Below are 7899 nucleotides of genomic sequence, written 5' to 3'. Positions count from 1 at the left end.
TGACCAATCACTTCGATCCTGAGCAGCCGCAGGCGGAAAAAATGCCGGAGATGATTGATATCCTGGCACTGTAATACCCGTTTCCTACCTCCCACCTTAAGGAAACGGATTTCAACGAGGTAGTACGTTGTGAACATGAACGTTGTTCTGCTTTCCCTGTGTCAGGCGTTACTGACCACAGGGAACATCCTGTTAGTGTCTGTGACGGCATTGATTGGCCGTGATATGGCGCCAAGTGCGGCACTCATCACCTTGCCGGTCGCCATGCAGTTTGTTGGCCTGATGGCCGCGACCATTCCGGCATCGTTGGTGATGAAGCAGATCGGGCGTAAGAACGGCTTCTACCTCGGCACCACGATCGGCATTGCAGGTGCGTTCACCTGTATCTTCGCCTTAAATGGCAATCAGTTTGACCTCTTCTGTTTAGGTACCTTCCTGCTGGGCATTGGTATAGGGTTTGGCACCTTGTATCGTTTTGCCGCCGTCGAAGTCTGCGCTCCCGATCAGAAGAACCGCGCGATCTCTATGGTTATGGCGGGTGGTGTATTGGCCGCGGTCGCTGGACCTGCACTGGCAGTATCCAGTCAGGAGTGGGTCGAAGACATCCCATTTCAGGGCGCGTTTATTGGTCTGTTGGGTTTGTACATTATCGCCTTACTCCTGCTCAGCCTGATCCGTATCCCACCCGTCAGTGCGGATGAACATCACGGTGAAGCACGTCCTATTACTGAGATTATCAGCCAACCAAACTTCATTGGTGCCGTTGTCGCAGCCATGGTGGGTTATGCGGTTATGAACCTGCTGATGACCGCAACACCACTGGCTATGCAGCGTTGTGGTTACAGTTTTGGTTCTGTCGCCAATGTGATCGAATGGCACGTCTTGGGTATGTTTCTGCCCTCCTTTTTTACTGGATCACTCGTCAATCGATTTGGTATTAAGCCGATGATCTATAGCGGTGCCGCGTTGATTGTGGGCTGTATCGCGATCAATATGACCGGGACCAGTGAATGGCATTTCTTTGCGGCGTTGCTGCTGTTGGGGGTGGGTTGGAACTTCATGTTTATCCCAGCGACCCAATTGCTGACAGGTACATATAAACCGGCTGAGAAAGCCAAATCACAAGCTGCCAATGAGTTTCTGGTGTTTGGCGTTGTGACATTATCTGCACTGACATCCGGCTGGCTGGAAGACGCTTTGGGTTGGTTTACGATGAACTGGATGATGTTGCCAGTAGTACTCTGGGCCGTTGCTGTGGTGTACTTAATGGATAAAAAAGCGAAAGCAGCTGTTTCAGCAGTAAGCTAAGCGCTGGATGAGAGGGAGAACGACATGGCTAAAATTACCGGTAGCTGTTTGTGCGGCAAAGTTAAGTTTCACTGTGAGAATCAATTCACTCAGTTTCACTTGTGTCATTGTGAGCTCTGTCAGAAAGTCACTGGCAGTGCACATGCGTCTAATCTATTCACCGTGCATGACAATATCATCTGGCTGCGTGGGTATGCGTTCGTAAAGCGCTTTGATGTACCGGGATGCTCAATGGCCCATGCGTTTTGCGTCGAGTGTGGATCTGCCATGCCGCGCCTGTCCGGTAAAGAGAAACTGTTGGTTGTACCGGCGGGAAGTTTGGATGGCCAGGCCAATATCGCACCGCAGAGTAATATCTGTTGGGATGAACGTGCTAAATGGTACGACGATGCGATAAATGCACCTCACATTGACGGTGTACCCGAATAGCTTTCCAATTCACCACTCTTCGTTAAAGCCCTGAAGTGTCATGAAGTTAATCCTCAGCCGTAAAGGCACCGACTCCAGTGCAGGTGGGCTCCCCAGTCCTATCCTGCCGGATGGTCGTTTACTCTCCTTGCCCATTCCTCAGGATGACGCGACCACTCAATACTCCCATCTCAAGGCGGGTAAGCAGAGTCTGTCCAGTCTGATCAAACAGCTCGGCGGTAAACAGTGGCGCGGTGGGTGTCATCTGGACCCCGATATCGATCCATCCTTAATTACGGATACGGACAACTGGTTGCCCGCGTTTGGCCAGTTCGGCTCTGCCCAGCGGCATCTGGAACACGAAGGGGTGGGTGTAGGGGATCTGTTTCTGTTCTTCGGTTGGTATCGACAGACGGAACGGGTGAAAGGCCGGATGCAGTTCGTTAAAGGTGCCCCGGATATTCACCTGATCCATGGCTGGATGCAGGTCGGTGAGATTATTCATCCCTCCCCGGAGGTGCTTGAGCGGTATCCGCAGCTGGCCAATCATCCCCATATGCAAAAGGATTACGCCTTCAACACCCTCTACCTGCCGTCACCTCAGCTGTCCATTGCCGGTGAGGTGCTGGAACACGCTGGGTATGGGATGTTTCCAGCGTATGACGAGCAGCTGCAACTCACCACCCCGGGCGAAAATCGCACTCAGTGGACGTTGCCGGATCTATTTTATCCCGATGATTTTGCCGATGGGCTGAGTTATCACCGCCAACCCTGGCGCTGGAATCGGCGAGAGCATGACGTGCAATTGAAGGCTGCTGCCCGTGGGCAGGAGTTTGTATTGGATCTGGATAAGCAGCCAGCGGTGAACGACTGGCTTCGAGAACTGTTTGTTGAAAGCTGATCTTTTCAGTGCTTCTCAGTATGATGAGAAATAGCGACGGAATTGTAATTTGAGGCAGATGTAGATTAGCCCTCTGAGATTCTGGTTCTTATGGTCTTCCGTGGGAACCCAGACGAGATTGCGGCGCGCGTATTCAGAGTTGAAGTGGTTGTGGCGCTGTCTGCATTCCCACGCGGGAGCGTGGGAACGAGCTATATCTTCTGAACCACTATGGATTAGTCCTCCGAGGCTCTGGTTCCCATGCTTCTCCGTGGGAATCCACACGAGATTACGGCGCGCGTATTCAGAGTTGAGGTGGTATGTAGCGCTGTCTGCGTTCCCACGCGGGAGCATGGGAACGAGGTAACCCACTCTAAAAGGGAGCAGAGGTTAGAAGCAATCTGAACCGCAATAATACTTGACCCCATCCACCCCATCTCGTCATCATTAGCGCCTTAATTTAGGGGGATGCATGAAAAGTTACCTATTTGCGACTGAGAACGAACGTGGCGGTGTAATCCTCTGTGATATCGATACGCTGGAAGAGGCGGTTGAATATCTGCAACAACGCTTTGATGGTGTTGTGCGGGTTGAACAGGGCCGCAGTTACTGGTGTATCAAAGAAGGCTTCGCTGAGCTACCTCCCGCGCAAGATGCGACCAATGCGCCACCTACCGGAACGACGCCTTAGTTGTTCTTTCCCCGGCCGTATGTTGTCTTGCCGGTGATGCTGCTTTTAAAGCGGTGCGGCTCCACGTAAACCGCTTCATCTGTCGGCTCAACGAATCCAGCGTATACGGTAATCCCATCAGTTGATTGCCGCTGGCTATCTTTATTAGCAGGGATGCGCCAGTCATCGCTGTGGGTGCAATCAATCACTTCAACACACTGAATTTTCATCACTCATCTTACGGCTCTATTTAAATTGCCGGTGCAATATTTCACAGCACCAATACAGTTGTATGACAGTGTCGGTGAATGGTGGGATAAGGTAATCTAAACAGCATCTTATCGAATCCATCTCGTACAACAGACGCACGTTGAAAAGCGTGGCGGTGATGCCTAAAGCGGCCTGATCAGGAATAGGACATGTTTCGCATATATCACTCGAATGCACTGGATGTGCTTAAGGATCTGCTGGTTGAGCTGATCCGGCTGGACCCGCTAACCGATCCATTTGCACAGGAAACCATTCTGGTGCAAAGCCCGGGTATGGCGCAGTGGCTGAAGCTGGAACTGGCACAAGCGCAGGGTATTGCCGCGAGCGTTGATTTTCCGCTGCCGGCCTCTTTCCTCTGGAAGAGTTTTTCTGAGGTCTTGGAGGGGGTGCCTGAACGTTCGGCGTTTAACAAAGAAGCGATGACCTGGAAGTTGATGGAGCTGTTACCTACCGAGTTATGTCAGCCGGAATTCAGTGACCTGCAACGTTATCTGGCGGCGGATCAGGGGAACTTTAAGCTCTACCAGTTGTGCGGCAAAATCGCTGACACCTTTGACCAATATTTGGTATATCGCCCGGATTGGATCGCGGATTGGGAGCAGGGGGGGCAGCTGGCCGCTGAAACCCAGCCCTGGCAACCGGTGCTGTGGCGCGCGCTGGTTGAACGGACACGTGATTCTGGTCAGGCCCATTGGCATCGCGCCAATATGTTCTCTGAATTTGTAACTGCACTGGGCCGCTCCAGTGGTCAGGCGGGTTTACCCACGCGGTTGTTTGTCTTTGGTATCTCCGCGTTGCCGCAAAACTACCTTGAAGCCCTGAATGCGATGGGACAAAAGATCGATGTACACCTGATGGTCACCAACCCGTGTCGTTACTACTGGGGGGAGATTCTGGATCAGGGGCAGATCGCCCGCCTTAATCGCAGCTGGTTTGATAAACCGGGGACAGATCTGGGCAATTACTTCGAGCACGGCAATCCTCTGCTGGCGTCGATGGGTAAGCTGGGCCGTGATTATCTGGTGCAGTTGCAAGAGCTTAAAGCACCGGAGATTGAAGCTTTTGCCGATATCGACCGTGACAGCCTGCTGCATCAGATGCAGGCGGATATTCTGGATCTGGATGATCGGGCACGTTTCCCGACCCAACCAGATGGTTTCCAGCAGAGTGTGCATAAAACGCCCATCAGTGCAGACGATACCTCGATTCAGTTGCATGGTTGCCATAGTCCGATGCGGGAAGTGGAGGTGCTACACGATCAGTTGCTGGCGATGTTTCAGGCTCAGCCGGAGCTGTCGCCACGTGATGTAATCGTGATGATGCCAGATGTGGCAACCTACGCACCCTACGTGGATGCGATATTTGGTAATGCACCGCCAGATCGTTATATCCCATTTTCTATCTCTGACCGTTCGGCACAGCAGGAAAATCCGCTGTTACAGAGCTTCCTGCGTTTTATCGCACTGGCGAATAGCCGTCTGACCGTCTCTGAAGTATTGGAACTACTGGAAGTGCCCGCCGTGATGCGTTGCTTTGGGCTTGATCAGGAGGGGTTCCACCGTATTCGTCACTGGGTGGCAGAGGTGAATATCCGCTGGGGCTTAGATAGCCATCAACGCAGCCAGTGGGATCTGCCGGAGTTTGAGCAAAACAGCTGGCAGTTTGGTTTACAGCGTATGTTGGCCGGTTATGCATTGGGTGACAGTGACGACCTCTGGTCAGGTATCGCACCCTATGGTGAGGTCGAGGGGCTGGAAGCGGATCTGCTGGGTAAACTGGCGGATTTTGTCGATCTGCTGGGTTTTTGTGCCGAACGTTTTAAGGGTGAACAGACGCCAGAGAGTTGGATTGAGTTGATCAATGAACTGCTGGTACGCAGTTATCAACCGGACGAGTTGGATGAAGTCGCCCTGGATCAGGTACGTAAGGTACTGGCCCAGCTGCAAGAGCAGATTAGCGATGCGGGATGGAGTGCGCCTCTATCGATTGAGGTGTTGTGTGATTACCTCAATAACGGCTTAGACAGTGCCCGTTCCAGTCAGCGGTTTATGGTGGGTGCGGTGAACTTTTGTACCTTGATGCCGATGCGCTCGATACCCTTTAACGTGGTCTGCCTGCTGGGTATGAACGACGGAGACTACCCTCGTACCATGCCGCCGATTGGCTTTGATCTGATGGCCGATCAGGTACGCCGGGGGGATCGATCCCGCCGTGATGATGACCGTTATCTGTTCCTTGAAGCGGTGCTTTCAGCGCGGGAAAAGCTCTATGTCAGCTATGTTGCCCGCTCGATTCATGACAACACGGAAAAAGTGCCATCTGTTCTGGTGAGCGAGCTGGTGGAATATCTGGCGCAGGCCTATGTGATGCCGGACAACGTCGATCTGGATATGGACAGCAGCGCCGAAGCGCTGAAAATCGCGCTGTTGACTGAACATCCGTTAGCACCGTTCAGTCGTGACTATTTCAGAGTGGATTCCGATTACTTCAGTTATGCCTCCGAATGGCTGGTGGCCGCTGCCGCTGAGCAGCAAACCCCGGCGAGCTTTGTGTCCGCAGCGCTGGAATCAGACATGCCAGCCGAACTGGAACTGTCTGATCTGCTGCGTTTCTTCCGCAATCCAAGTCGCTATTTCTTCACCCAACGCTTAAAAGTGCACTTTGAAACCCGGGAATCGGGTGCCGAAGATGATGAGCCGTTTAAGGTGGAGGGGCTGGATGATTACCAGCTAAAACAGCGATATCTGGCAACGGCGTTGGCCGGTGAGTCTCTGGATCAGGTGGATGCCTGGATTCAGGCCGAAGGGCTGCTACCGGTGGGGCAGAGTGGTTATCAAAGTCTGAACAAGGTACGTAGAGATTGTTCAGAGCTGGCGGAGAAACTGGAACCGCTGATGACGGAAACGGCGCGTCGCCGTGAGATCCGCATCAAGTTGCCGAATTTACCCAAACTACGGCTGACCGGCTGGCAAGACGGTTGGTACGGTTCCACACTGCTGCGCTACCGACCGGCACAAGTACAGGGTTACGACCGTTTGTTTGGCTGGATTGAACATCTGTGTGCCTGCGCCTGTTTTGGCGATACTCAGGCGACCATTCATCGAGGGTTGTCGGCGCAGCTGACCTTTCATCCGCTGAGTCGTGATGAGGCCACGCAAAAGCTGGAAGTGTTAGTAAACCTGTATCGGGAAGGTCTGCAACGCCCTCTGGCGTTTGAGCCGGGTGTCGGCTGGGCGTATCTGTCGGTGCTGGAGAAAGGTGAAGACCGTGCGCGAGTTGCCGCGCAGACCCGTTTTGAAGGCGGTTTTAACAGCTACGGAGCGATTGAAGATCCGTACCTGCGCCGGGTTTATCCACAATACAGTGCATTTGAGCCGGGCTTAGTGCCACTGACGGAGCAGGTGCTGGCCCCCATGCTGCCGTGGCTGGAAGAAGGTAAGGAGTAAGGCAAGGATGAGCGATCTGATTCCACTACAACCGCTGACATTTCCACTGCACGGCGTGCGTCTGATTGAGGCCAGCGCCGGTACCGGGAAAACATACACCATTACCGCGCTTTATCTGCGTTTGCTGCTGGGGCATGGCGATCAAGGCCCTGTGCGTCCATTGGGGCCTGATCAAATTCTGGTAGTGACTTTTACCGAAGCTGCAACCGAAGAGCTGCGCGACCGCATCCGTGTGCGTATCGCCGAAGCTCGACAGGCCTTTATGCTGGCGCTGAACTGGCAGGACGTTAAAGATCCGTTCTTGGGTCAGCTGATTGAAGCGATTGAGGATAAAGAGGCTGCGGTGAAGCTGCTGGAGCAAGCTGCCCAGCAGATGGATGAAGCGGCGATCTTCACCATTCACGGTTTCTGCCAGCGGATGCTTAAACGTCATGCCTTTGAAAGTGGTGCGCTGTTTGAGACCGAGCTGACACAAGATTCCCAGCGTTTGTTGCATCAGGCCGTTATGGATTTCTGGCGCAATGAGATCTATCGCATGGAGGCGGGTATCGCCTCTGCGGTACTGCATCTGTGGAAAACGCCGGTGGATCTGGGTAAAGACCTGAGCGGTTTCTGGAACTCACCGGAATTGCGTTTACAGCCGGATCTGTCGGAGCAAAATCTGACCGAGCTGTTTACGCAGTTTCAGAGCCTGTTGAAACGCTTTAAGGCGCTCTGGTTGTCACAAGGCGCGGATCTGGAAGCCTTAATCCGCGACTCGGGCGTCAGCAAGCAAAGCTATCGTAAAAACCTGCTACCGAACTGGCTGGCGAAGATCGGCGAGTTCTGCGAAACCGACAGCTCGGTGTTGGATAAGAAGCTGGTCGAAGTGCTGGAGCGTTTTCAGCAATCACGATTGTATGAGAAGTCCCCCAAAG

The 7899-nt window shown here is 53.2% G+C and carries 7 protein-coding genes; 6 read left to right on the top strand and 1 reads right to left on the bottom strand.

Features of this window, described 5'->3' with window-relative positions:
* The first annotated feature begins 129 nt into the window (after nucleotides 1-129).
* The 4 genes from ABYW01_RS08990 to ABYW01_RS08975 all read left to right on the top strand — a co-directional run bounded on the left by ABYW01_RS08990 (nucleotide 130) and on the right by ABYW01_RS08975 (nucleotide 3287).
* Nucleotides 130-1308: an MFS transporter gene (locus tag ABYW01_RS08990; RefSeq protein ID WP_372832186.1), complete on the top strand. Its 1179-nt coding sequence runs from the start codon at nucleotides 130-132 to the stop codon at nucleotides 1306-1308.
* 24 nt (nucleotides 1309-1332) lie between these two features.
* Nucleotides 1333-1737, top strand: coding sequence for a GFA family protein (locus ABYW01_RS08985; RefSeq protein WP_372832185.1), 405 nt, complete (start codon nucleotides 1333-1335; stop codon nucleotides 1735-1737).
* A gap of 40 nt (nucleotides 1738-1777) precedes the next feature.
* Complete coding sequence (locus ABYW01_RS08980) at nucleotides 1778-2617, top strand: hypothetical protein (RefSeq protein WP_372832183.1); 840 nt, start codon at nucleotides 1778-1780, stop codon at nucleotides 2615-2617.
* Nucleotides 2618-3068: 451 nt separating this feature from the next.
* Nucleotides 3069-3287, top strand: a complete 219-nt coding sequence (locus tag ABYW01_RS08975; protein WP_193953046.1) for a hypothetical protein — start codon at nucleotides 3069-3071, stop codon at nucleotides 3285-3287.
* Here the strand turns inward: ABYW01_RS08975 and ABYW01_RS08970 are convergent.
* On the bottom strand, nucleotides 3284-3496 hold the full coding sequence (locus ABYW01_RS08970; RefSeq protein ID WP_372832181.1) for a hypothetical protein: 213 nt from the start codon (nucleotides 3494-3496) through the stop codon (nucleotides 3284-3286). The two genes, ABYW01_RS08975 and ABYW01_RS08970, sit on opposite strands and share 4 nt — an antisense overlap.
* 189 nt (nucleotides 3497-3685) lie before the next feature.
* On the opposite strand from ABYW01_RS08970, the gene recC reads away from it, so the two are divergent.
* Together recC and ABYW01_RS08960 are read left to right on the top strand one after the other, a co-directional pair.
* On the top strand, nucleotides 3686-6982 hold the full coding sequence (gene recC, locus ABYW01_RS08965; RefSeq protein ID WP_372832180.1) for an exodeoxyribonuclease V subunit gamma: 3297 nt from the start codon (nucleotides 3686-3688) through the stop codon (nucleotides 6980-6982).
* A gap of 7 nt (nucleotides 6983-6989) precedes the next feature.
* Nucleotides 6990-7899: UvrD-helicase domain-containing protein (locus ABYW01_RS08960; RefSeq protein ID WP_372832179.1), on the top strand; the 910-nt coding region annotated here is incomplete at its 3' end.

Origin of the sequence: Pontibacterium sp., assembly GCF_041587635.1 — a bacterium.
Classification (GTDB): Bacteria; Pseudomonadota; Gammaproteobacteria; order Pseudomonadales; family Balneatricaceae; genus Pontibacterium.
Note: the sequence above shows the minus strand (reverse complement) of the source record. Positions and strands in the feature narration are given on the sequence as shown.